We start from the raw sequence: 25,272 nt of genomic DNA, 5'->3' as shown, positions 1-25,272 counted from the left end.
CAAAACAATCTACCAGAGCAAACCCCAGGTCATCTACTTCACCGATCTGCCTATTTCATATTCCATAATTCATAATTCATAATTCACCCGGCGTTGCCCCAATCTCAATTCGCCACCTGCTCTTTGTCGTTGCAGCCGACGTCCCAGCAGTGCCCACAATTTCTCCCTGACGGCGATCTCCTGCAATGTGCATGGTGCAGATTAACATTTGTTCCCCCCAATCAAAGGTGACCTCATGGCCAACTCAAAGCAAGAACTCAATGTGCATGCCCTCTATCACGGCATGGATGCTCAAGCAATCTCAACCGCGTTTCAGGACCATCTTGAATACACCCTTGCCAAAGACCGCTTTTCAACCACTGATCTCGACCGCTATATGGCACTGAGCTATACCATTCGGGATCGCCTGATTGAACGCTGGCTGCGAACCCAGGATACCTATTACCAGCATGATTCCAAGCGTGTGTATTACCTTTCGATGGAGTTTCTGATTGGGCGCACCCTGACCAATAGCCTGATCAACCTGGGCCTCTATGATGAATGCCGGAAAGCCCTGGAAGAAATGGACCTTGAGCTTGAATCAGTGGCCGAATTGGAATGGGATGCCGGGCTTGGAAATGGTGGTCTGGGCCGACTGGCGGCCTGTTTTCTCGATTCAATGGCCACCCTCGGGTTGCCAGGGTACGGATATGGGATTCGCTATGAATATGGGATCTTCAATCAGCGCATCAAAAACGGGAATCAGGTTGAGCGACCTGACAACTGGCTTCGATTTGGCAACCCCTGGGAAATTCCCCGGCCACAGGTGCTCTATCCCATCAATTTTTATGGTCATGTGCTGCAATATGTTGACCGCAAAGGCCATCTGGTGAGCGAGTGGCTTGAAACCACCGAAGTTATGGCCATGGCTTATGACATTCCAGTTCCTGGCTACCAGACCAATACGGTCAACACACTGCGGCTCTGGTCAGCCAAAGCCTCGCGTGACTTTGACTTCACCTACTTTAACGAAGGTGATTACATCGGTGCGGTTGAAGCCAAAAACGACTCTGAAACCATCTCTAAAGTGCTCTATCCCAATGACAACCGGGTTTCTGGAAAAGAGCTGCGGCTCAAACAGGAGTACTTCTTCGTTTCGGCCACGCTGCAAGACATCATGCGGCGGTATAAAAAAGTCCATACCACGTTTGACCAGATACCTGAAAAGATTGCCATCCAACTCAATGACACCCATCCGGCAATTGCGATTGCCGAATTTATGCGAATTTTGCTGGATCAGGAACATCTGGAATGGGACAAAGCCTGGAAAATGACCACGCAGGTGTTTGGCTACACCAACCACACGGTGATGCCCGAAGCCCTGGAACGATGGCCGGTGACCTTGCTTGGAAAAGTCCTCCCCCGCCACCTGCAAATCATTTATGAAGTCAACCACCAGTTTTTGCAGCAAGTCCGGGCACTTCATCCCAATGACGACAATCTATGCGCCCGCATGTCACTCATCGAAGAACCCGCCCAGCCCGGCGGTGAAAAACATGTTCGGATGGCCTATCTGGCGATTGTCGGCAGCCATAGCACCAACGGCGTGGCTGCCTTGCATACTGAAATCCTCAAAAATGACCTCTTTAAGGATTTCTACCAGATGTTTCCCGAGAAATTTAACAACAAAACCAATGGCATTACCCAGCGTCGCTGGCTCAAGATGTGTAATATGAAACTGTCAGCGCTCATCAACGATGCGATTGGCGATGAATGGACCACCAACCTCGATCATTTGAAAAAACTGATCCCATTCGCTGAAGATGCTGAATTTCGCAAGCAATGGCAGGCTGTCAAACGCCATAACAAAAAACGACTGGCCGGGCTCATCAAGGGCGATACCAGCCTGGACTCGATTTTTGACACCCAGGTCAAGCGGCTCCACGAATACAAGCGCCAGTTGCTCAATGTGTTACACGTCATTACCGCTTACAATCGGATTCGTGAAAATCGCAATGTGGAGTATGTTCCTCGAACCGTCATCTTTGGCGGCAAAGCGGCACCGGGGTATGCCATGGCCAAGCTGATTATCAAGCTGATCCATGCGGTGGGTGAAGTCGTCAATCAGGATCCAGCCGTTCGTGGATTGCTCAAAGTCGTCTTTTTGCCAAATTACCGCGTCTCGCTGGCAGAACGAATCATTCCTGGAACCGATCTTTCCGAACAGATTTCAACTGCCGGGACTGAAGCTTCCGGCACCGGCAACATGAAATTTGCCCTCAATGGCGCCCTCACCATCGGTACGCTCGATGGTGCCAACATCGAAATGCTCGAAGAAATCGGCGAAGACAACATGTTCATTTTTGGGCTCAAGGCGGATGAAGTTCGAGAACTTCGGAAAACCTATAACCCAAAGGACTACTACAACCAAAATACTGAACTCAAACAGGTGCTGGATATGATCCAGAACGGGTACTTCAGCCCGCTGCATCGTGATCTGTTTGACCCAATCATCCATTCCCTGCTGTATTCGGGCGATCAATATATGCTGCTGGCCGATTATGCTGCCTATATTGAATGCCAGGACCGCGTGTCTGAAGTCTACCGCGATCAGGAAGAATGGACCCGGCGTTCGATTTTGAACGTCGCCAATGTCGGTAAATTCTCTAGCGACCGTACGATCCGGCAGTATGCCGAGGAAATCTGGGATGCCTCTCCGGTGACGGTTGATATGTCTACCTGCCTGCTCTAAAGCAATGAAGAATGAAGAATTGAGAATGAAGAAATGATCCAGTGCTTACCTGGTAACTGGTGACTTGGAACCAATACCGTCCAAAAACCAAGAATTTTCTCAATTCTTCATTCTCAATTCTTCATTCTCAATTCTTCATTCTCAGTGGGGTTTTATGCGACGTTTGATCATCCTGGTGCTACTCAGTTCTTTGTTTTTAGGTCTGGCTTGCAAAACTGGCCCGAGTCCGGAAGAAGCTGGGAAAATTCGGGTCGGAATCGTCTTTGACATTGGCGGAAAAGACGATAAGTCGTTTAATGCCGCAGCCTGGGAGGGTGTCAAACGGGCGGCGAAAGACTTCCCGATTGTGCTCCGGGATGTTGAACCCGGTGAACCCACCTCGCTTGAACCTTCGATGCGGGCTTTTGCCGAACGTGGATATGACCTGATCATCGGCATCGGGTTTGCCCAATCACCGATTATGGAAAGCGTCGCCAAAGACTATCCGAATTTGAACTTTGCGATTGTGGATTCAGTGATTGAACTGCCCAACGTGGCCTCCCTGGTCTTTGACGAACACGAAGGCTGCTTCCTGGTGGGAATGATTGCCGCGCGAACCACCAAAACCAACAAGATTGGGTTTGTTGGCGGTATGGATATTCCGTTGATCCGCAAATTTGCCAAGGGGTATGAAGAAGGCATCCACTATGTCAATCCAAAGTGCGAAGTCTATGAAAACTTTGTCGGCATCAACGACGCGGCCTGGAACAACCCCGGCAAAGGCAAAGAGTTAGCCAAAGCACAGTTTGACAAAGGGGCGGATATTGTCTTTCAGGCGGCTGGAAACTCGGGGATTGGCGTCTTTGATGCGGCTGAAGAAGTCAACCACTTTGCCATTGGCGTTGATTCAAATCAAAACTGGATGAAGCCGGGCATTATCCTGACCAGTATGGTCAAACGCGTTGATGTCGCCGTGTACAGCACGGTCAAAGAAGTCGTCGAAAAGAAATTCAAAGCCGGAATTCACTCCTACGGACTCCAAAACGATGGCATTACGTTTGCCCTCGATCAATACAATCAGAAGCTAATTCCCCAAACAGTCATTGACGAAGTGGATGCTGCCCGTCAGAAAATCATCAAGCAAGAAATCAAAGTCACCAACATTACCCACTGAAATCGGGTTCAGGGTTCAGGGTTCAGGGTTTCGGCGATGAGTTGACTGATCCGACTCAAGATGAAGACTGGGGAACTGGCGGGTACCACTCAACGTGGAGTATCTGGCCCTGAACCCTGAACCCTGAACCCTGAACCCTGGTGGTATGATATTTCCATCCGACTCCCTAAGTACCTTATCATAAGTTTCCTGAGATATTGGGTTTGGTAAGTGGTTGATCTTTTTCGTATTTTTCGTGTTTTTCGTGGTTAAAATGTCTGGAAATTTTCGGTAAGGTACTTATGAGGTAACTTATTGGTTCGGTGGTGGTTCAGGGTACTGACTGGCCAGGAAGTTCAGAAACTCGCCTGGCTGAAAAATTTGTACAGAGGGTGACTAAAAATCCTTCTTATTGCGAGTGACAATCGCGTCTAAAGCCATTTCCGTTGCACAGACACTGTGAATGGCGTCTTCAAAATCTTTCCAGTTTAAAGCAACGGCAGCTTGCAAAACGGATTTATCAACCGGGGCGACCAGCAAAGTTGTGACCACATCTGAAATCACCTGATGTGCAAACTGAAGCGATACATGTTGTTGAGAAGAGTCAGGACCTACCTGTTTGGCTTTTTCTTTTCGAATTATGTAATGAAGATTATCAGGCGTGATGGCACAGACAAAAGCCTCAACATGGCCAGATAAATGAAGATCCCAAATCATTCGTGCATCTTCGTCCCAGGGCGAGCGTGCAAGAAAAAGATCTAAGAGCACATTTGCGTCCAGTAAGATCCGCATCAACGATACTTCTCCATCAGGTAATTCGAATACTCTTCCTTGAGTTCTTCATCGGCTGGCAGTGGATTTTCACTTTTCAAAATCCCGTACAGTTTTTCTCCAGAAATTCCAGTTTTTGGAGCATATCTGGGAGGAAATAATTGCACGAGGGATGCAACAAGCACTGACCTGGACGGAGATGAGACGATTTTTCCTGTTTCCCGATCAATAATGATTCCAACCTCAAGGGAACGTTCCGTGTTCTGTGGTACCGTCAATTTCAAATCAACCCGGATTGTTTTTTCATCGGGAGAAGCGTGACGGCCTGTTACCTCAATTTTGGTTTGGAATCTCTCAATCCATTTTTCAAGTTGAGAAATTGCAATGTCCGAGGCTTCAATTTCAGACACGATTGTGGCCATAACCTGTTCCTTTCCCTGATTTTATTGACTTTCAAGAGAACAACCAAGTATAGGTGCTTTTACCTGTTTCTCCAAATCATAAGTTCTCTGGTGAATGACCTATTCCGATCTGACATAAGCGAAGAATCAGGATCACCAGTCCAAGAATTACAGCCAGAGCAAGCACAATCATTACCCGTGTTTCTAAAACTGCCTGCTCAGGGTCATCAATTTCCCGAAAGTTCTGCCCGCAAACGAGGCATTCGCCGGTTCGTTCGTCTAAAAACTCACCCGTTCCACAGATTTCACAGGCACTGACGACAATTGGGAGCAGTGCCAGGTCTTCGGCTGGTTCTTGCCAGCGAATAGCTTGACCAAATCCAGGAATTTCGACCAGTGGACCAAAGGCAATTTCACGGTTGATGGTAATGGGTTCAACTCCCTCACACCGCTGACAACTGCCCGTTGCCGGGTCGAATTGATCGGCTTGATGGCAAATGTCGCAGCGCGTTGGTAACCGTTCGTCTTTGATTTTGAGCATATGAAACCATTTCGGGTTCAGGGTTCAGGGTTTGGATAGGGATCAATTGAATTTGATTTATCTTTTGGTATAGGTTGGGATTTGACCCGACGCATTCCTGGAAAAAGGAACTCAATGAAGTGATTTTCAATCAATTGAAGGCTTTTTGGAGCACCAAAATCTGGTCGAGAAAATGGCTGGTGCTTGGAATTGGGTTGGTACTCTTTCTCACGACATTTTACACGCTTTGGACGCTCAGTCGCTCGCGGACTTTCCAACTCTTCGGCAAACTCGTTGCCCGCGTCGAAACCACGCAAAAAGTTGTTGCCTTAACCTTTGACGATGGCCCAAACCCGGTCGGAACCGACAAAATCCTGGACATTCTGGCTCGAAATCAAGTCAAAGCGACTTTCTGCCTGACGGGTGCGGAACTGACCCAGTATCCGGACCTGGGTCGCAAAATCGTCGCGGCTGGCCATCAAGTCGCGAACCACTCGTTTTCGCATGACCGGATGGTGCTTCAATCACAAAACTTTATTCGGAATGAAGTTGAGCGCACCGATGCGTTGATTCGTCAGGCTGGCTACCAGGGTGAAATTCTCTTCAGGCCGCCGTATGGCAAGAAGCTGTTTGGACTTCCCTACTATTTAAGCCAGACCGGGCGCACCACGCTGATGTGGGATGTCGAGCCGGAAAGCTTCTCCGGAATTGAAGGTAATGTTCAGAACATTGTGAATCACGTCACCACGAATGTTCGTCCAGGTTCGATCATTCTGCTCCACGTGATGTACCGTGGCCGCGAAGCGTCAATGGAAGCCGTCGAACCGATCATCACAAAGTTACGGGCTCAAGGCTATACCTTTGTAACGGTGAATGATCTAGTGAAATAGGACTGCGGGGTTCAGGGTTTGGTGAAGAAAAGGACATAAGGGACATAAAGGACGAAAGGGACATAAATTCGAAAACCCGGACAGAGTGACAAGATGAAAAGAGGGATTTTTTTCATCCCTCATCCTTCATCCCTCATCCCTTCAGAAACCTCGGAAGCGCGGAACCCAACTATTCCACCAATCGCTTCACCTCAACCTGAGTCAGACCGCCAGTTGTTCCGCAATAGGCAATTCCGTTGTGAATAGCGATACTGGTCACATTGGGCGAAGCCAGCCCTGTGCGCCAGCGCCGCCATTCACGACGGGTCAGGTCAAAAAGCAACAGCCCCTGATCAAGCGTCCCAACGTAGAGCCGTTCCCCATCGCTCGCCATGGCATTTGGGTTGACTTCGATTTTGGCGGTTTCTTCAAATGGAATGATGTCGCCGGTCGGTGTCAGGGCACACACACCGCCGCCATAGGTTCCGACATAGAGCGTGCCATTGACCGCTTTTAAAGCGTTGATCCAGTTGGCGCTCAGTTTAGAATTATCTGTTTTCCAGGTACGCACCACCCGCAGCCCGTCGAGTTCCATCAGACCACCGAGGCTGCCCAGATAGAGCTTTCCTCCAACCATTTCCGCACAGTAGAGATAATTGCTTGCCAGTCCGTGAAACGCGGTCAAACTCCGGCTGATGCCCGATTGCATGACAGTCAAACCACGGGCGGTTGCCAGCACCAGCGGCACGTCACTTGACGGAGCAACATGAGGCCCGGTTTTGTACCCCGGCACCCGCAGCACCTGCGCAACATTGTTACCAATTAGACTGGCGGATTTTTCATCATAGCGGCGCGGCTTAAATCCGGCGTCATAGACCACCAGTCCGGCTGATGTAGCGGCCAGCATACTTCCCGTGTCCGGGTCGGAAGTCAAAAAATTGATTTCCCGAACTGCTTCATCCTGGAAATGGTGCTCGCGCTCGCCAGTCGTCAGTGACACAACATCCAGACCGCGTTCAAAGTATCCAATCCAGAGCAAGCCCCGTTCGTCAACGGCCAGTGAAATCACATGCGGCGAAGCCAGCGGCGTTTTCCCGGCGGGGACGCTTCCCCAACGTTTCCACTCAGAGGCTTTCTGGTTGGGCTGCGGTTCAAGCTGAAACAGTCCGGCTTCGGTCAATGCCCAGAGATGGTTGTCAGCGACGGCCAGCACGGTATGACTTGGGTTGGTGCCGCCCAACGACACGCCTCCGGCAAAAAAGCGCGAACTGGCGCGTTCGACTGGTGTCGGCGTCCGCGAAATTTCAACCGCGCCGCCTGTCACAAGTCCACCCCAGATTTTCCCCTGAAATTCAGCCAGCGAAGTCAAATTCGGCTGTTTTGAAAGCACCGGAAACGGGGGATTATCAGTCAGTTGCACCACACCAATATCGGTTGCAACCAGGATATCGCCACCGCTTGAGACAATCGCCGTCACCCTCGGCGAAGGCAACCCGTCAGTCGTGCCAAATACCCGGAGTTCGCCATCGCGCCAGACAAAAAGCCCATTTTTTTGCGTGCCGACATACAGACGGGACTGATCGGCCCAGATCGCAGTCACACCGGCGATTTCCGGCCCTTTCGATGGTTGAAACCGCTGACTAAAAACCAGTCCGTCAAAATCAAAGAGCCCGGCGTCAAGCGTTCCAATCAGCAGATAGCGTGGCGTCGAACAGAGAGCGCTCACCGAGCGAGCCTGCGGTTTGCGAATGGTATATTGGGTAAACGCTGTTCCGTCAAAGCTCAGCAAGCCCTGAGTCCGGGTGCCGAGATAGAGCTTGTTTTGGAAGACCGCCAGCGACGTCAGGTCGTGTTCGGGCAGACCATCTGCTGCCGTGTAGTGCCGCACCAGCTTCCCTGACGGCTCATAAGCGACAAGTCCGCCAGCAGTTGCAACATAGAGCCGCCCCTGAAACTCAGCCAGCGCCCGGCTTTCCATCGGTTGCAACCACAGTCCAATGCCATCCATCCGTGGCGGAGTCACCGGCGTGGTGGTCACTGTAACCTGATTTTCAGCCTGGGCTTCGATGGAGGATTCATCAACGGCGCGTTTGGCCTGATAGCGCACCCATCCATAGAGAAGCGCGCAAACCATCATCAATCCGAAAAGAAATTGAAAACAAATGACTTAGCTAACCCACGTTTTTGTGGGTAACAGGTAAAACAGCTCAAAACAGGCCATTTTTAGGGCTTTTGGACTCATTTTTGAGCTTACCCCACAAAATCCGGGGGGATTAGGAACCCTGAACCCTGAACCCTGAACCCTGATTTATTCCGTCACATTCCCCAAATCTCCAGTGTGCGTCCGTGAACTGTTTCAGTCCGATGAAAGATCTTTTCTTCCCAGGGTTTACCTGGGTCACGGTCGAAAATGACCAGATGGCCTTCGTCACCAGCACAGCGGTCAAGGTATTCCCAGGTTTGCTGGAGTCCCGCCTCAATCACCGTTTCAAGCCTGGTGGTTCGGAGCTTGAGTTCGAGCACCACGCGCTGGATTCCCTGCGGATGATTCCAAATCACCAGCAAATCTGTCCGTTGACGTCCCAGCCCATATTCCCGCTCGATTCGACCTCCGCCGTTGACGATGCGTTGGAGGAATGCCTGAAGCAACAACTGTGGCCCGGCTTCCTTGTAGTCAAACCGCTCTACCCAATGCTCCGAATGTTCCCGAAAGAATTGCTGGAAGGCCGTCAGAAGCCGGTTCATCTCCAACCGACCATCCGCACCGATATACCAGGCCGTCTGATGGGAAATTGTCACCTGGGTCGAATAGGTCAAATCACGTGGAATGACTTCCTGGTAAATTCGGTTGGCAATTGCGATTTGCCCACCTTCTGTCGTGATTAAACCCAGGTCATAGACATAACTGATGTCATCATTTGGAATTGTTTCTGGACTGGTCAGTCCAGACAGAATCGGAGCAATCACCCGCCGAACCCGATCTTCGCGCAGCTTGTCGGTCAACTGGTCCAGATGAGTGTCACGCCGTTCAATGAGTTTTTCCTTCGCTTCCTGGACCAGTTCAACCGTTACCGGCTGCGTTCGGTCATTCCCCCGCCCTTTCCGAAAACAAATTTCGTAGGCCAGCGCATTTACCAACCACGGCTGCCCGGTGGTCAATTCCCACACCAGCGGGTAAATCGCGTCATCAAACACCTGACCCGTTTCGGCGGTGTGCTGTTCGTAAAGCGCCTGGATTTCTTCCCGGCTGAAATTTTCCAACCGCAATGACTCTGCCTTGATGTTGAACGCACTTCCTCCCGTGATGATTTCCTGGTTCGAGGTATGAATCCGGTAATCGCGCACATCACGCACGCCGCACAAAATCACGGTTTGGGGAAACGCGGCTGGTCGTTTGGCATATCCAGCCCGCAACTGGCGTAAGACTGAGATTAAAGTATCTCCAATCAGTGCATCAATTTCATCGAAAATCAGGACCAGTGGGATTGATTCGGCGGCGCTCCATTCCGTGAGTAATGCCGTGAGGGCATCATCTGCCCCAAACTGCTCCAGGATGTTCTTCATTCGACTCAATGGGAATTTGTCATTCAGTATCAACGCTGACTGCCGGGCGATTTCATTGATGATGACGCGCATCGCCCGCTCCACCTGGTTGCGTTGAGCCTGGGCGGCCTCGATGTTGGCGTACACCGCCCGGTATTTTCCACTCCGGTTCAATTCTTCAACCAGCGCCAGCATACAACTCGTTTTTCCCGTCTGGCGCGGGGCATGCAGGATGAAATATTTACGCTCGTCAATTAAGGACAATAATTCATTTCGATTCAAGCGATTCACTGGTGGAAGCACATAATGAATATCCGGTTGCATCGGCCCTGCGGTGTTGAAGAATTTCATATCTCACCTCATAGTGTTCACTTCAAGTTTGGAAACTATCTTACCACAGGGGAATCCTTCATAAGTGCCAGGATAAGGGAACAATACCTGATCTGGACAAGGGAACAGAGAGACACATTTGATAAGTACCTTACCGAAAATTCCAAGACATTTTTAACCACGAAATACACGAAAAACACGAAAAAAATCAACCGCTTACAAAATTCAATTTCTCAGTAAACTTATGGAAAGGTACTTAGTCTCATTCCGCCGCTCCCAATCGAAGCTCATTTATAAGCAATTCATTCCAAAATGGTATGATTAACTTAAAATTCATCAACACTTTGATAAAGAGTTCCAGCCTTATTGCATGCAACAAGGCGATAGATGATTGCTCATCTATCGCCTCTTGTTTTTATTACTTTACAAAACCAGATCGAGCTTTCTCCGTGCGACCTGACTCTTTGTAATTATTGAACTACAAACACAAATGGAGTTGAAGTCACATTGTTTGGGTTTTGAATCACGAGTGTGGCAGACGTCCCTTTTGGAAGCAGTTGCCGGATCGAACGGCCTCCGGGTGTACTGCGGGCACTGTTTTTCACAATCACGTTCTTTTGGCTGACGGCCAGATCAAACGTTTCCACCGCTCCGTTTACGGTCACCTGCAATTTCGCTCCAGGCACAATATTTGAACCGACTGCCGAAAACACGAGCTTTCCGGTTGCTTTGAGCTTCGGCGTGGGAACAATGACGGGTGGTGGCGCAACTGTAAAATTGGCTGAGCTGCTCGCCTGTCCTTCATTTCCAGACGCATCTCGGATCACGATTTGAACGCGGGCGGCACTGGTGTTGATTCCCACTGGAACGTCCCAGCGCAGGGTTCGAACTTCCGGCGCAAGCCCCGTCATAATCACGGTTGGGAAGGTAGCGCCTCCGTCGGTTGAAAGCCGGAGTTCCTGACTGGCAATGCTCAGATTGTCGGTTGCGGTCCATTCAATCGTCTCGAAAGCCCGTCCGGCAGCAAGGGCTTCCCCGCCATTGGGTCGGATGATACTTCCAGACGGGGCAACGATATCAATGAGCGTGAGAGCAGTACTCCCGGTGTTATTGGTTTCCGAAACTTCAGCCACAGCGTTTCCAGAGTCGGCAATCACACCAATAAACTTCATTCCCAGGCTGGTTTGATTCGTCGGAATCACAACGGTGACACTGATGGGTACAGTTTGATTTGGAGGCAATGGACCAACCGACCGGCTGACCAGGATCACATCTTCTCCGCTCCGAATGGTGGCATCGTTTGAAAAGACAATGTCGTGTGAAGCATTCCCGGCAGCCACCGGTCCCTGGTTGCGGATGATCAGGTTAATTGAAACCGTAGCGCCAGGGGCGACACTGGTCGGTGAAATGGTGACCGAATCAACCACCAGATCAGGTTGTCCCGTGATTGAAAATGCACTGGACGCAGTGTTGTTGGTTTCGTCCATTTCGTCAATCTGCCCGTTTGGATCAAGAATCACGCCCAGGAAATAACTGCCCACAGTCAATGTCCCAGGAATCGTCACCGTGGTGGTTGCCGGGAGCGAGGTATTTGGGGCAACGGACTGAATCGTAGCCATTCCAACCAGCGTGTCTCCGACCGTAATCGTTGAATCGGTCGAGAGATAGATCTGGGCAACGGAGGTACTGGCAACCGCGCTGCCACGGTTTGCCGCATTAAAACTCACCGAAACCGTCGAGCCGGGAGTCCCCGAAGTTGTTGAAGTTGAAAGATTTGTCACGGCCAAATCAGGTTTCGGCAGCAAAACATTCAATCCGATTGAAACCGTATTGTTGGCTTCATTTCCTTCAGTCACCGCATTTTGGGAATCAGCAATCACGGCGATAAATCGTGATCCAACCACGGCGCCGGCAGGAATTGTTACTGAATTGGTCGGAAAACTTGAGGTTCCCGACGCTGCCAAACTGGCCACATTGACTCTGGCCACGACCTGATCGTTGGCATCAATTGTGGCATCTGAGGAATATACAATCGCCGCGCTACTGGCGCCAGCCGTGGCGGCCCCTTGATTGCGGATTGAAAACCCCACGTTGATCGTTCCACCAATTGGTGCTGAAGCTGGCGAAACCACCAAATTCTGCGCCACGAGGTCAGCCACCCCAGAATTGACTGACATCAGATCGGCAAATTCCGAGGAATTTCCCTGGTCATCCGTAAAGATCGCCGTCACGGCAAAAGCCCCAGACGGCACACTGATGGTCACCGTAAAAGTGGAAGCAGCGTTCGCCAGGGTCAAAAACCGTTGATCGGTCGTCGTCGGTGGATTGGTGCTGGTCAGCGTGTTCGCGTACAACTCCACGGTGCCTCTAGGATTTGGAGTATCCACCGTGCCCGTGATGGTCAGGTTTGTCCCCGTGGCAATCACACTGGTAATCACCGGTTTATTGACCAGACTATTGGGACCAGTGTCCACATCACCCGTATCATTGACCGTGGCCCCAGTATTTCCCAAATCAATCCCCAGACCAGTATTTCCAAAGATGCTATTTTGAGAAATAGTATTGCGTTGGGTGTTTGTATCAGCGTTATCTGTTCCAATTTTGACGCCGCTCCCCGTGTTAAACGCAATGGTATTTCCGGTATTGCCTGCCACACCGCCGATAAAGATTCGGGTGGCGCCACTGATGATGCGGATCCCATCGCCAGTGTTCCCCAAACTGGCACGCGACTGATTGGTGCCAATCAGGTTTGCCTGAATGGCATTTGACGCGGTTCCAGTCCCAGTTACCAGGATGCCATGATTTCCATTTTTCCCAATTATATTTCCGGAGCCGGTTGCTCCACTCGCATTTCCAATCTGGTTGGTTGAAGCACCATTTTGAAGCACAACGCCACTGCCGCCGTTGCTGATGCCGGCAGTTGCCAACCGATTCAATCCAATGATGTTGTTGGTGACCAGATTGGACCGGGTCGCCGTACCATCTAACACCACACCGGACCCCGAATTTCCCGAAATAATGTTCCGGGTACTCAGAGATGCCCCGCCGATGGTATTGTTCGTCGCCCCAGCATTGATCAAAATCCCGGTATTGTTTCCTCGAACCGCCACGGTTGAGGCATCGGCATTCGTTCCAAGATAGCACCCTTCAACCCGGTTTCCGGTGGCGCTGGCACCTGAAATCTGAATCGCGACACCATTGGCGCCAAAAATTCCAATTCCCCGAATGATATTTTGTCCGCTCGGCAGATTGAATCCGATACCGACGCCAGTGGTCGTTGCATCAATAAAAATATCGGGTCCATTTGGATTAGGGTCAACTTTTGAATTACTCACCTGAGTGGTGCCATCAATGACCGTTCCTCGTGGAATCTGCGGCAAGGCCGTCGCCAGTTTGATCACAAACGGCCCGCTCGATGGACCTGGAATGTTAAAGGCAATGGTATTGGCCCCACCGGCTGCGGTCGCTCCCAAAATAGCTTCCCGGAGCGAACCAGGCCCGGCATCGTCGGTGGTGGTCACCAAAAGCGCCGCCTTTTGTTGTGAAACAAAGATTTTGAGTGCGGCTGGTTCATTGAGCACAAGATCGGTCAAAGTATCGCCATCAAGTTCGCCAACCGCCCAATCCTGGGCCGGTTCTGACAGCTCAAGGAATTGCCGATGATTGAACATTCCAGTTGAATCACCCCACATCACTCCCAACTGACCAGTTGCCGTCTCAAACACCAGATCAGAAAGACCATCCAGGTTGAGATGACCGCACTCCATTCGGGTAATTCCTGGCACGACTGGAAATTGATGAAAGAAGGTAAATTCGCCAACTTCATCGCCCAGCCAGAGATTCAACTGGCCGTCATCAGTTGCTGCCACGACGTCAGAATACCCATCAAAATTCAAATCAGAGGTGGTCAAAACAGCCCTATTCGCCAGCAACGGAAGGGGGCTTCCCTGCCGGAATTCGTCATCTTGCCAGCTCCAGGAATGAATGACCTGAGTCAATTCGTCAAATGCCAGCAATCGCCCTGTTTTCTTGTCGATATGAGTTAACCCATTGATGGGCAAGGTGATAGTCTGAGAACGGTCATATCCGTCCATACTTCCGAACCAGACCATCACCTGATGGTCAAAGGCAACCACGATGTCGTCATATCCGTCGTGATTCACATCACTCACCGTCAGTGAGCGACCATCAGCCAGCGTTGAAAAGGTAGCCACCGATGACACGTCGGATTGCAGCCTGGATTCAGGTGATGTCCAGGAAACCTGAAAGGCTTCGAGTTGACCAATTGTGTGTAACACCAGCACCACAGGCTTACCAGTCTCGTTCGCATCGCTTACAGCCAGAAGTGAAGCCGTGTGACCGAGATCAAGTAGGGTGGCATCAGCAAATGTTGCCTCTCCACCTCCAGGACGAATTGACAGTTGCCCATTGACCAGTTGGATCAAATCAGCCTTGCCATCTCCGGTAAGATCTTTTACCAATGTCGAAGTCGAAGCTCTGGCGGTTAGCGACAATGAGGGCTTTGATAAATCAGTTTTGAAAACCAGAGGTTGGTGATATGGCAAACTGGAAATCACACCAACAGGTGCGGGTGTCGCCACTGATAAAGGAGTTGCGGTATTACTTGAAACCGCCTGATTCAGGAACCAGGCAGTAAGCATGATTCCAAAAAAGCATAAAACAATTCGGAAACGAATATCCATAACACAAATTTTCCTTACAAAAACAAATGAAAATAAGAAATCTCGCTGAGTAACCTCTGGCTACGGCTCAATGTAATGAAATGAGCCGGCTCTAAAGAAGATGAAAACCTGTCAAAACATCGAAGGTCATTACGGGTGAGGTTTTTCCTTAGCCGGCCTTACTCTTAAACGCGAAGAATTTTGCAAAAAATGCTCATTCGCCATGCGGCTAAAAAAGAAAACCCTGAGCGAATCAGGGTTTTTCTACCATTTAGGGTTCAGGGTTCAGGGTTCAGGAAAATACGGTTTTTTCAATAGTTTAGCCGTCCCAATATACAAGGTATTTATTGCAGAATGGGATAAGTACCTCTGACACAAGCTCAGACCCCATTGAAGTCTTTGGATTTCTTTTTCGTGTTTTTCGTGTATTTCGTGGTTTCCTGTTCTGAAATTGGATCTCTCCGGGTGACTTTCGATAAAAACGGGAAGTTGTATGTTTACAGTCCCTAAGCTACTGAACAAGTCAAATCTCGCCGCTCAAAATACGGGCAAGGGTTTCCGCATCAAGATGATACACGGCGTTGCAATAGTGGCAGGTCATTTCAGCCTGCCCATCTTTTTCGAGCATGTCGCAGACTTCGACATCTCCCAGAGCTGAAATAATCGTCAGGGCACGTTCATATGAGCAGGTACATTCAAATTTGAGCGGTTTTTCAGCCAGAACCCGGTAATCCATCCCGCCCAGAATAATGTTCATAATATCTTCCGGTTTGGCTCCGGCACTGACAAGTTCCGTACTCGGGGGAGCCTGGAGAATGGCCTGCTCCAGATGTGAAATTACCTCATCACTGGTTCCAGGCAAAACCTGAACCAGAAAACCACCCGCCGCCCGAACGTGCCCGCTCCCACGATCCATGTAGACACCAAGCCCCATGGCCGACGGGATTTGTTCGGAGTTGGTCAGATAGAAGGTCAGATCCTCCGCGATTTCGCCGGTAACCAGCGGCACCGATCCTCGATACGGATCCTTCATAAAGCCGATTTCAAAACCCGCATCCCGCATCACGTGCAACACGCCCTTCCCAACCGCGCCGCCGACATCAAACTTGCCATCTTCTCGGAGCGGCACATCAGTTTGGGGGTTTTGGATGAACCCACGGACCCGCCCGTGGGCATCAGCATCAACCGTGATTGAACCAAGCGGCCCGCGTCCTTGAAACTGGAGGGTCAACCGTTCCAACTCCTTGAGCTGACTGGCAATCAGTGCACCGCCGGTCAAGGCCCGGCCCAGTGCAACCGAGGCTGTTTTCCACGTCAGGTGACGGTTGCAGGCTTCCTGCACCAGATGGGTGGTTACCGCCGTCACGCAACGAACGGTATCGCTGGCGGCCAGGGCATAAAGTAAAGAATCTGGTTGAGATGAGGTTGAAACTACCATGAAAGATAGGGTTCAGGGCTCAGGGTTCAGGGTTCAGGGTTTGGGGTTCAGGGTTTGGGGTTCAGGGTTTGGGGTTCAGGGTTTGGGGTTCAGGGTTTGGGGTTCAGGATTTGGGGTTCAGGGTTTGGGGTTAGAGGTTAGAGAAATAACGAAAAGGACGAAAAGGACGAAAAGGACATAAATCCGAAAACCCGGAACCCGGAACCCGGAACCCGGAAAACCCGGAACCCGGAACCCGGAACCCCGAAGCCCCGAACCCCGAACCCCGAACCCCGAACCCCGAACCCCCAACCCCGAACCCAATTTCCTTAGACTGGAACAGCAACGCCTTTTAAAATTTCTTCCAGTGCGGACTCGGCTTCATCTGTCTGGCGACGACCACTCGAATAATGCGGGTTGATCATCACCCGATGTGAAAGGACTGGAATCGCAATTTGTTTGATATCGTCCGGTAAACAGAAGTCCCGTCCGTCGAGTACCGCCATGGCCTGAGCCGCCCGAAACAGCGCCAGACTGCCACGTGGGCTGACCCCGAGTTCCAGAAGTTCCGATTCGCGGGTGGCGTTGATAATTCGCAGCAGGTAATCCACCAGTGTGTCATCCACCTGAATGTTTCGGGTAATTTCCTGAAAGTGAACCACTTGATCTGAGTGCATGACTGAAGTCAGAGCTTCGATTGGGTGTACCTGCATCTGACTGAGCAGAATCTGCTTTTCTTCTTTGGCATCCGGATAGCCGATCCGTAACCGCACCAAAAAGCGATCAAGCTGAGACTCAGGCAAGGGATAAGTGCCATGGTGCTCAACCGGATTTTGGGTCGCCAGCACGATAAAAGGTTGGGGCAGATGAAACGTTCGATTTTCAACGGTGACCCGCCCTTCAGACATGGCTTCAAGCAGACAGCTTTGGGTTTTGGGCGTTGTCCGGTTGATTTCATCCGCCAGAATCACATTGGCGAAAATAGGGCCTGGACGAAACTCGAACTGGTTGTTTTGTTGATTGAACACATTCAAGCCCACGATATCGGACGGGAGCAGATCACTGGTAAATTGAATGCGTTGAAAAGAACAATCAAATGATTTAGCCATCGCCTGGGCAAGCGTTGTTTTGCCGACACCGGGAACGTCTTCAATTAAAAGATGACCTCCGGCTAGCAACGTCATCAGCGCCAGACGGACAACTTCACGTTTACCACGAATAACTGATTCAATTGATTCTTCTAACTGGCGTAACTGGCGGGTCGTTTCGGCCTTGCTCATTCGAGTCGCTACGTCTGCCTGTTGATTCACAAATGTCTCCTTCAACCCTTGGCTCTGATGGTGTCTCTGCATCGGAAAATTTTATGACCGGATGATTCCTGGCGGTATGCGAAATATAAAATGAAGGCAGAGGGTCAGGATTATAGCATTCGAACCATGCGGTTCGTAAACCGGGCTTAGTGGAATTCAGACCAGGGCTTGGAACTGAAAACCAGGCTTGGGGCTTGGGGTAGAAAGACTCACAAGCTCGGAGCAAAGCAAGCGATGAATAAAATCAGTTCTTCAGCCCTCAGCCCCAAGCCCAATGTCTTCAGCCCTCAGCCCTGGTTTGTTCAGCCCGTTTTCTTCAGCCCGACTACGCAAATGACGGTGGGCGAACGTTTCCTTTGAGCTTCAAAATGATGGGTTTCCCTTTTTTGCCGGTTGAACCAAGGTCAGCCTGCTGCTCCTTCCGAGGTGGTGGGGTGTTTTTGACAACCGGTTTTTTCGCCGGCGCCCCGACTTTGACGATTTCAACTGAAATTGTGTTTTCAGTATAGTCCACCACTGGCGACTTGAATTTCACTCCATTCGCACTAAACGTTTGGTCATTCAGGTAGTTATACAGCGTCAGTTGATCCATCGTGGTTTCAATTTGCAGCCGGTCACCTGCCCCGGCACCAACACCGAGCTGGACATTGGCGCCAAGTGCCTGCAAACCATCAATAATTGCCTGAACCTGACCGGGGTTATCTTTAAAGAAGACGGTCAGGGTAAACGCATTTTTGAGCTGTTTGGTGTCGGTAATCACATCGCTGTCTTCAAAAACTGACCGAAAGAGCTGGCCAACCGCTTGCAGCACCAGTTGATCCTTCACGGTTTCAAGGGCATTGGTAAACGCCACCATTGATGAATTTCCGCCTCCGCGCTCTGAAAACAGCGATTCACCGAGGATGGTGTTGTCATAGGGCCGCATCAAGGTGTAGATGAAATTGGCATCGCAGACATACCCGCCCTGGCTAAACGGACGATTATCGGCTTCGACATCAAAGTGCATCAGGTAATCAGCTTTGTACTCAAGCGCTTTTTTGGCCAACATCCGCACGCCTTCCGGAGACGATTTGATCTGGGCGGCGGTCACTTCGGTAATGCCTTCAAAGGCCACTGGCTGGAGGCCAGCCTGTTTGAGCTGGTCATAAATCATGGCCCGCAGTTTTTTTGCGGTGAGCGGATCGGTAAAACTCCCGGCTGGAATAACCATCACCCGTGGCGGCTTGTCGCCAAAACTCAACACATCGTTATTGACCAGGGCGGCGACCATTTTGGGCAAATCCAGGTTTCCTTCCACCGTGAGAGTGATTTGAGTTTCGTCAGGATTAATTTTTTCTGATTTCACCTGAAAATCGAGCACGTAATCAGTTGGCGGATCAAGGGCAATATCAATTTCTTCTTGATGTTCTTGAATAACGGTTTCCGAAAATTTGTCTTTGAGAAAATCGGCTAAAAAGCGTTGTTTGGCTTGATTGAGCGCCTGACTGCGAGAGGCAGTGCGCATCGCTCCACCTTTAAAGGGCAGTGTGTAACGACGTTTGAGGGTTTCAGCCTGGGCTGACATGGCCCATCCGAGCAGGATGACAAGCGCGAGGGTTGCATACTTCATCAATGGTTTCACAACTACTTCCTCCTTCGGAAAATAACAAACGGGCACAGTCTCAACCTGTGCCCTTATGACGAAAAGGATTTGTCAGTATCGCCATTTCGACTGGGAAAATACCCACCCGCTTACGCAGGTGGTACTGACCCATCTCTTTAGCGGTGGCCTTTGCCAATCTGGCGGACCTTATGGAATTTTTCGATTCGGCTGGTGCTTGGTGCGGCATCCGGTGTGCCCTTGGCGTCAAAGGTTTGAACCAGCGTACACCAGGCCAGCTTGGGTTCGACCTGGACCACGCGGATCACGCCAACTTTGGTTCGGTCATAGCCAATGGTGTTTCCATTTTCATCCGTGATCGGGTCGCCTTCGATCATGACTTCAAATTCCTGGCCTTCAACCACGCCTTTATCAGCGCCGGCATTGATGGCGACCCGGTCGGCTTTGACCAGTACCACCAGACCTTCCAGCGGGGTGGCGAGAGCCAGTTTTTCGGCAAAGTCAGTGGCAGATTCGCTGACAGCTTCGGTAAAGGCTTTCAACGTGTCAGCATCCGCATCCTTTGAGGCGCCAAAAGTGCCAGAGAACGACGACCCGGTCTTTTTCTTTTTGTTGTAGGATTCCGAGGCCAGAATTTCCGTCGTTTCCGTGTTGATCATCTGCATCTGAAGGGCACAGGTCATTTCACTGCTGCCGATTTTGATGCCCCCAAAACCGCCAGATTTCGACTTGTTTTCCACACCCAGGCAACGGGCGAGGATCACATACTGAGCCGAGAGCGCCTTGCCGATGCGAACGGCGTCTTTTGGGTTGACGACATCGGAATTGGCAATTTTGAGTTCCGACATCACGGCATCGAGTTCAGAACGGGTGAGGATTGTGAACCGACCGGTTTTCTTGAGGGCGTCTTCAAGCGAAGCAACGGTGATGTCTTTGGTCCAGGTGCGGCTATCATCCTGGGGAATGACCGCCACGCGTTTGCGACCATCATCATCTTTCTTCGCTTGTCCGGCGGATACGGGATATAAAAAGAGACTTGAAAACGGGAGAGCGAACAATACCAGGCAGATCAGCGCGGTTCCCCACGCGGCACGACGTGCTTTGAGCAACATACAAACTCCTTCGAAAGGTGCAATACACAGGTTGTGACGCCGAGCCTTGATAGTCTGGCGTCAAAATGAATGATTATGTGAAATGAACAACTTGAATTGAGAAGAGACGTGGCACGATGGATGCTTCATCCCTTGTCAATGATGTACCGACATCATAAAAGAACTTCGGGCTGAAGAAAACGGCTGAAGATGAAGAGCGGAATGAAGAATTGAGAATGAAGAATTGAGAATGAAGAATGACCTGAATTTCGCCCAAAATAGCACCACCTTGATCAAAGATCAGTGCCGACCAGTCCGGGACATCGCTCGCCAATGGAGCGTCGGTCAAGCGATGACCGCTCTCACACTGTACCGAACTCTCCTGGTCACTCCCACAAAACTGACTTCCACCAGGTCCTTTTCGTCCTTTATGTCCTTTATGTCCTTTGGTTTTGGCTCAATCAACCCTCTGGACATCACCAAACCCAGGGAAGAGATCAGTATTTTGGGCGAAATTTAGGGAATGAAGAATGAAGAAGCAATTCAATCCAAAGACTTCAGCCTATCTTCTTCAGCCCCAAGCCCTCAGCCCTGATTTTCTCAGCTCGATGTCTTCAGCCCTCAGCCCTCAGCCCCAAAGAATATGCCACCACTTAAATTGCATCAAAAAACCACACTCCTCACCTCGGCCATCACAGTTGCGGTGTTGATTTTGAGCGGATTCATCAGCAGTTCGCACACGGCGGAACTCCTCCGCAATGAACAGCGTGCCCGAGCTGAACTCCAGGCCAGTTTTCTGGCTTCGCAAATCAGTCAGCTTCCCTACCCACGCGATCCCCAAATTTTGGAGCGGGCGGTGGTTTTAATGCAAAATGCCCGCTCCGGCGTCAATGCCGTTCGCATCTGGGAACGGGTCGGGGCGGTGTATGTCAAAGTGGCCGCTGCCGGCGAAGCTCCGTCCGAGAATATCCCTGAAGAAACAATCACCTTGCTGCGCAGCGGATTACCGTCGCGGACCGTTCAACAACGCCCCGAAGGCACCCATGCCTCGCTGTATCGAGTCTTTGCCCCGGTGTTTACCGGCTCCAGGTTAAGCGGTGCCGTCGAGTTGATCGAACGACTTGACGACACGCCCTCCATTGCCGCCCAGTCGGAAAAAATGTCAATTTGGATTGCCCTGGGCGCGGTCATGGTGATTACGATTGGAACATTCACGCTCTTTGACCGCCTGATTTATCGTCCGATTGGACAACTTTTACAGGCCATGAATGAAGTGGAAGCCGGCAATTTGGCCGTTGAAATCTCGGAAACCAGGGTTGATGAACTTGGCCTCCTGACCCGAAATTTTAATGGAATGATTCAGCGAGTCCGGCAGATGACTGAGGAACGCGAAGCCCAAAAACTGCTGCTCCAGGAACAGGTGAACGAAGCGACCCAGGAACTTTCTGAACGCAACCAGCAACTGGAATCGGCCAACCGTGAATTATGGCAACTCTCACGCCGCCTTTCGGAAATGGAGCGTCTGGCGGTGGCAGGTCAAACCGCCGCCCAGTTTGCCCACGAAGTCGGGACACCGCTCAACCTGATCAGTGGGCACGTGCAACTTCTGCAAAACAACCTCAAACAAGACCCGAAAGCCCTCTCACGGCTTGAAACCATCAATATTCAGATTGCGCGGATTGAGCGCATTGTGCGGTCCATGCTGGATCGGACCCGCTCAGAAGCCACACCAGTGGCCCCGGTTGATCTTGAAACCCTGCTCAACCGAATCATTGACGTGGTGACGCCAACCCTTCACCAACGTGATATTCACCTGATCACCCACTTTACATCCCCGCTCCCAGCCGTGATGGGAAATCCTGACCGACTCCAGCAGGTTTTTTTCAACCTGATCAACAACGCAATGGATGCCATGACAGAGGGGGGTTCGCTGACGATTCAAACCGAACTCAAATCATCAGACTGCGGTGACCCATTGCAAGTGGTTGTTTCCGTGATTGATACTGGGTGTGGAATGACGGATGAGGTTCGAGCCCGGATCTTTGATCCGCTCTATACCACCAAAGAAAAAGGTCGTGGAACTGGCCTTGGACTGGTTGTGGTTCACCAGATCATGCGCGACCACCACGGTCAAATTGATGTCGAAAGCACCCCTGGGCAAGGAACGTGTTTCCGGCTTTCTTTTCCAATTTGAACAAGGGCAATCCTCATGTGGCCTTCAATTGTAATTTTCCTGGCAGTTTTGGTGGTCTTTCCCCTGTTTTGGAGTTCGATCTTTGTGCTTCTGGCTCAATCCGGATGGGCGACCATTGCCAAACACTACGGGTGCGAACGTCGTCCTCCGGGAACGACCTATCCACGGTGTTCAGCCTTTATCAATTCCCGGACCCGCTATAAACGTTGTCTCAATGTAACCCTTGGCAATCAAGGAATTTATATTGAACCTTTACTCTTTTTCAGAATTGCACATCCGCCGTTGCTCATCCCGTTTTCCTGTGTCACCGGGCTTGCTTCAGGCGAACCGCTATTTGAAAACACCATCCGGGTTGATATTTCAGCCGCTGGCCATGAAATCAAACTCTATGTACCGGTCGAATGCCGGACATTTCTGGATATGCACAAGTACCCATGGAAACCGGTCTTTTCAATCCAAAGCCACATTGGTGTTGAAGGTGTCCTGAATTAAATGGGCGAAATAGCGAGATAGCGAAATAGCGAGGTAGCGAGGTAGCGAGATAGCGAGTAGTAAACCAAACATCTCAAATTTGGTTGATCCTTCAACTGATCTTATCTTGTCAGCGATAAATTGTTATCAATTACCTCAATCTGAGTACACTGGATTTGATTGACTACTCGCTACTCGCTACTCACTATCTCGCTATTTTTCACGTCTTCACTAAACTCATATGAAACAAATACTTGTCATTGATGATGATCCGGCATCGTGTGAATTGCTCAAAGAAATTTTGACCGATCAGGGCTGGCAGGTTGAAACCGCTCAACTCCCGGAGCAGGCCATTCAATTGTTTCAGAAAAAACAGTTTGATTTGGTGATTACCGATTTTAATTTAGAGGCAGCGCAAACCGGCCTGGATCTGGTCAGGCAGTTTCGGGATCGCTGCCCGGTGGTTCTGGTCACGGCGTTTGGCACCCTGGAAACAGCGGTGGATGCCTCACGCGAGGGCGCCTGGGACTTTATTTCCAAGCCGTTCAAAGTGGACGAAGTGATTGCCACGGCCAGCCGTGCCCTTGAACACCACAGCCAAAAAAACCAGGCAGGTTCCGCACCTGATTCCGAATCACTGCTGGCACGGTATGCCGGTTCCGGCATGGTTGGGCGAGCCCCGGCAATGATTGAGTTGTATAAGGAAATTGCGCGGGTGTCTCCGGCACGATCAACGGTTCTGATTACGGGCGAATCCGGCACGGGGAAGGAACTGGTCGCCCGTGCAATTCACACGCATAGTCCTCGCTCTGATAAACCATTTATTGCCGTGAATTGCGGCGCGCTGACCGAAACCCTGCTGGAAGCCGAACTCTTTGGCCACGTTCGAGGAGCATTTACAGGTGCCGCCAGTGATCGCAAAGGTCTCTGGGAAGAAGCCGAAGGTGGCACCTTGTTTCTCGATGAAATTGGGGAAACGACACCCGCCTTGCAGGTCAAACTTCTGCGGGCGCTCCAGGAAGGTGAAATTAAACGGGTTGGGTCGTCACGGACGACCAAAGTGGACGCCCGCATCGTGGCGGCGACCAATCGCGACCTGGAAAAAGAAGTGAAAGCCGGTACTTTTCGCGAAGATCTGTTTTATCGGCTGAGTGTGGTCACCCTGAATGTCCCTCCCCTGCGTGACCGTCGAATGGATATTCCGGTTTTGGTCGAGCGGTTTCTACAAAAGGCGGCGGTCTCGGTTGGTCGCCGACTCCGGGTTTCAGAGTCGGCCCTGGCTATTTTTGTGGCATATGACTGGCCGGGAAATGTGCGTGAACTTGAAGCAGCGGTTGAATATGCCGCCCTTCACGCCCGTGGCAATGAAATCGCCCCAGAAGACCTGCCGCCCAAATTACAAAGCAGCGAACTCCGGCATCGAGCTACCCGATCACCATCGCCGCTGCTTGTGCTGTATGCGGACCTTCCAACGCTGGATGAACTGGAACGTCGCTATTTACTTCACGTCCTGGAACAGGTTGGCGGTAACCGGACCCGTGCGGCTGAGATTTTGGGAATTGATCGCCGGACGCTGTATCGAATGGCCGAACGCTTTGGAATCAAGCTGGATGGAGAAACTTAATGGAGTGCGGCGGCTTGACGCCGCTTTTGTAGCCACCACCGGAGACTACTTGCGGGAAACAGCCATGGCTGGCGGCGGAGCCCCTTGAAGATCTGGGAGCATTGACGATTCAAGCTGGCTCAGGCTTTGTGACAGACGGTCAAGATTTTGGAGTGCCGCCTCAATATTGCCTCCACGGATTTCACGCTCAGTTTGCTCTTGCTCTTGAATCAGAGTTTGCAACGATATTTCAAATGGACCTTTTGTCTGGTTCTCATCCATCATCTGGCGAGTGACTTGTTCCGCTTTCGTCAGGGTGGTCAGAGCTTCAAGCTGTTGTTCTTCTTGAAGATACACCGTGGTTTCAGCCAGATAATCACCGATCAGTTCAATGGTTGAGACCTGGGGGGATATTTGAGCAGAAGGTGAGTTGAGGGAGACTGAAACTGGCTCGGTTACGATTGGGCGACCAGCATTGATGGTGACAATCTCCTCAACCGGTTTATGACGGGCACAGGTAGCCAGGCGAATACAAACCAGCCCGGCAAAACAAACAATTTTCATCCTTCTCCAAAAAAGTTTTCTGTTTTTTTCCTGAGTTGTTACC

General features: G+C 50.8%; 18 protein-coding genes. 7 read left to right on the top strand and 11 right to left on the bottom strand.

Translation table 11 applies throughout. The features are described 5' to 3' along the window. Positions 1-235: 235 nt before the first annotated feature. Together HY774_11705 and HY774_11700 are read left to right on the top strand one after the other, a co-directional pair. Entirely contained in the window at positions 236-2,731 is a 2,496-nt protein-coding gene (locus tag HY774_11705; GenBank protein MBI4749146.1) for a glycogen/starch/alpha-glucan phosphorylase, read from the top strand. Between the two features lie 154 nt (positions 2,732-2,885). Beyond that, positions 2,886-3,884 carry a BMP family ABC transporter substrate-binding protein gene (locus HY774_11700; GenBank protein MBI4749145.1) on the top strand — a complete coding sequence of 333 codons (999 nt, stop codon included), beginning with the start codon at positions 2,886-2,888 and terminating at the stop codon, positions 3,882-3,884. A gap of 375 nt (positions 3,885-4,259) precedes the next feature. Here HY774_11700 and HY774_11695 read toward each other — a convergent pair whose 3' ends face one another. The 3 genes from HY774_11695 to HY774_11685 form a co-directional block, all read right to left on the bottom strand. Then, positions 4,260-4,655 carry a PIN domain-containing protein gene (locus HY774_11695; GenBank protein ID MBI4749144.1) on the bottom strand — a complete coding sequence of 132 codons (396 nt, stop codon included), beginning with the start codon at positions 4,653-4,655 and terminating at the stop codon, positions 4,260-4,262. After that, positions 4,655-5,056: a hypothetical protein gene (locus HY774_11690; GenBank protein MBI4749143.1), complete on the bottom strand. Its 402-nt coding sequence runs from the start codon at positions 5,054-5,056 to the stop codon at positions 4,655-4,657. The genes HY774_11695 and HY774_11690 overlap by 1 nt, the downstream gene beginning before the upstream one ends. Positions 5,057-5,132: 76 nt before the next feature. Next, positions 5,133-5,576, bottom strand: a complete 444-nt coding sequence (locus tag HY774_11685; GenBank protein ID MBI4749142.1) for a hypothetical protein — start codon at positions 5,574-5,576, stop codon at positions 5,133-5,135. A gap of 158 nt (positions 5,577-5,734) precedes the next feature. On the opposite strand from HY774_11685, the gene HY774_11680 reads away from it, so the two are divergent. Continuing rightward, positions 5,735-6,445, top strand: coding sequence for a polysaccharide deacetylase family protein (locus HY774_11680; GenBank protein MBI4749141.1), 711 nt, complete (start codon positions 5,735-5,737; stop codon positions 6,443-6,445). Between the two features lie 169 nt (positions 6,446-6,614). Here HY774_11680 and HY774_11675 read toward each other — a convergent pair whose 3' ends face one another. From HY774_11675 to HY774_11645, 7 genes are all read right to left on the bottom strand, one after another. Next, positions 6,615-8,558 carry a hypothetical protein gene (locus tag HY774_11675; GenBank protein MBI4749140.1) on the bottom strand — a complete coding sequence of 648 codons (1,944 nt, stop codon included), beginning with the start codon at positions 8,556-8,558 and terminating at the stop codon, positions 6,615-6,617. Positions 8,559-8,740: 182 nt separating this feature from the next. Further along, a complete protein-coding gene (locus tag HY774_11670; protein ID MBI4749139.1) occupies positions 8,741-10,318 on the bottom strand; it encodes an AAA-like domain-containing protein in 1,578 nt (525 codons plus the stop codon). 449 nt (positions 10,319-10,767) lie between these two features. Further along, positions 10,768-15,000 carry an FG-GAP repeat protein gene (locus tag HY774_11665; GenBank protein MBI4749138.1) on the bottom strand — a complete coding sequence of 1,411 codons (4,233 nt, stop codon included), beginning with the start codon at positions 14,998-15,000 and terminating at the stop codon, positions 10,768-10,770. Positions 15,001-15,502: 502 nt separating this feature from the next. Next, positions 15,503-16,417, bottom strand: a complete 915-nt coding sequence (hslO, locus tag HY774_11660) for an Hsp33 family molecular chaperone HslO (protein MBI4749137.1) — start codon at positions 16,415-16,417, stop codon at positions 15,503-15,505. 308 nt (positions 16,418-16,725) lie between these two features. Continuing rightward, on the bottom strand, positions 16,726-17,676 hold the full coding sequence (locus tag HY774_11655; protein ID MBI4749136.1) for a MoxR family ATPase: 951 nt from the start codon (positions 17,674-17,676) through the stop codon (positions 16,726-16,728). Positions 17,677-18,031: 355 nt separating this feature from the next. Continuing rightward, positions 18,032-19,327 (bottom strand): hypothetical protein, encoded by a 1,296-nt coding sequence (locus HY774_11650; protein ID MBI4749135.1) that lies wholly within the window; start codon positions 19,325-19,327, stop codon positions 18,032-18,034. A 137-nt stretch (positions 19,328-19,464) separates the two neighbouring features. Further along, on the bottom strand, positions 19,465-20,418 hold the full coding sequence (locus HY774_11645) for a hypothetical protein (GenBank protein ID MBI4749134.1): 954 nt from the start codon (positions 20,416-20,418) through the stop codon (positions 19,465-19,467). Positions 20,419-20,647: 229 nt separating this feature from the next. Here HY774_11645 and HY774_11640 point away from each other — a divergent pair, with 229 nt between their 5' ends. From HY774_11640 to HY774_11625, 4 genes are all read left to right on the top strand, one after another. Continuing rightward, complete coding sequence (locus tag HY774_11640) at positions 20,648-20,917, top strand: hypothetical protein (GenBank protein MBI4749133.1); 270 nt, start codon at positions 20,648-20,650, stop codon at positions 20,915-20,917. Positions 20,918-21,040: 123 nt separating this feature from the next. Then, positions 21,041-22,591, top strand: coding sequence for a HAMP domain-containing protein (locus HY774_11635; protein MBI4749132.1), 1,551 nt, complete (start codon positions 21,041-21,043; stop codon positions 22,589-22,591). Between the two features lie 15 nt (positions 22,592-22,606). Continuing rightward, positions 22,607-23,083, top strand: a complete 477-nt coding sequence (locus tag HY774_11630; protein MBI4749131.1) for a hypothetical protein — start codon at positions 22,607-22,609, stop codon at positions 23,081-23,083. A gap of 220 nt (positions 23,084-23,303) precedes the next feature. Next, positions 23,304-24,686 (top strand): sigma-54-dependent Fis family transcriptional regulator, encoded by a 1,383-nt coding sequence (locus tag HY774_11625; GenBank protein ID MBI4749130.1) that lies wholly within the window; start codon positions 23,304-23,306, stop codon positions 24,684-24,686. A 45-nt stretch (positions 24,687-24,731) separates the two neighbouring features. Here the strand turns inward: HY774_11625 and HY774_11620 are convergent, their stop codons facing one another. Continuing rightward, the gene (locus tag HY774_11620; GenBank protein ID MBI4749129.1) at positions 24,732-25,229 is read right to left on the bottom strand and encodes a hypothetical protein; all 498 of its coding nucleotides are present in this window, start codon (positions 25,227-25,229) and stop codon (positions 24,732-24,734) included. Between the last annotated feature and the right edge of the window lie 43 nt (positions 25,230-25,272).

Source organism: Acidobacteriota bacterium (assembly GCA_016208495.1).
Lineage (GTDB): Bacteria > Acidobacteriota > Blastocatellia > Chloracidobacteriales > Chloracidobacteriaceae > JACQXX01.
Note: the sequence above shows the minus strand (reverse complement) of the source record. Positions and strands in the feature narration are given on the sequence as shown.